The sequence below is a fragment of the Bacillus sp. SIMBA_008 genome (assembly GCF_046535495.1).
Lineage (GTDB): Bacteria > Bacillota > Bacilli > Bacillales > Bacillaceae > Bacillus > Bacillus subtilis.
Window position 1 is genome coordinate 1 of the sequence record NZ_JAWRWL010000913.1, and the last position, 251, is coordinate 251.

Sequence of the window (251 nt, forward strand, 5' to 3'; positions counted from 1 at the left end):
CTGGCTTTGCGCATATACAAGATTTAGAAGGACAAATTCAAATCTACGTTCGTAAAGATAGTGTAGGAGAAGAAGCTTACGAATTATTCAAAAGCTCAGACCTAGGCGATATTATCGGTGTAACAGGAACAGTATTTAAAACGAATGTAGGAGAACTTTCTATTAAAGCGACTAGCTTTGAGGTTCTCACAAAAGCACTTCGCCCGCTTCCTGATAAATATCATGGACTTAAAGATGTTGAACAACGTTAT

At 37.5% G+C, this 251-nt stretch carries 1 protein-coding gene; it reads left to right on the plus strand.

Features of this window, described 5'->3' with window-relative positions; genetic code table 11:
* Positions 1-251 (plus strand): OB-fold nucleic acid binding domain-containing protein (locus SB658_RS26030; RefSeq protein WP_410603376.1); only part of this gene is annotated, 251 nt, incomplete at both ends.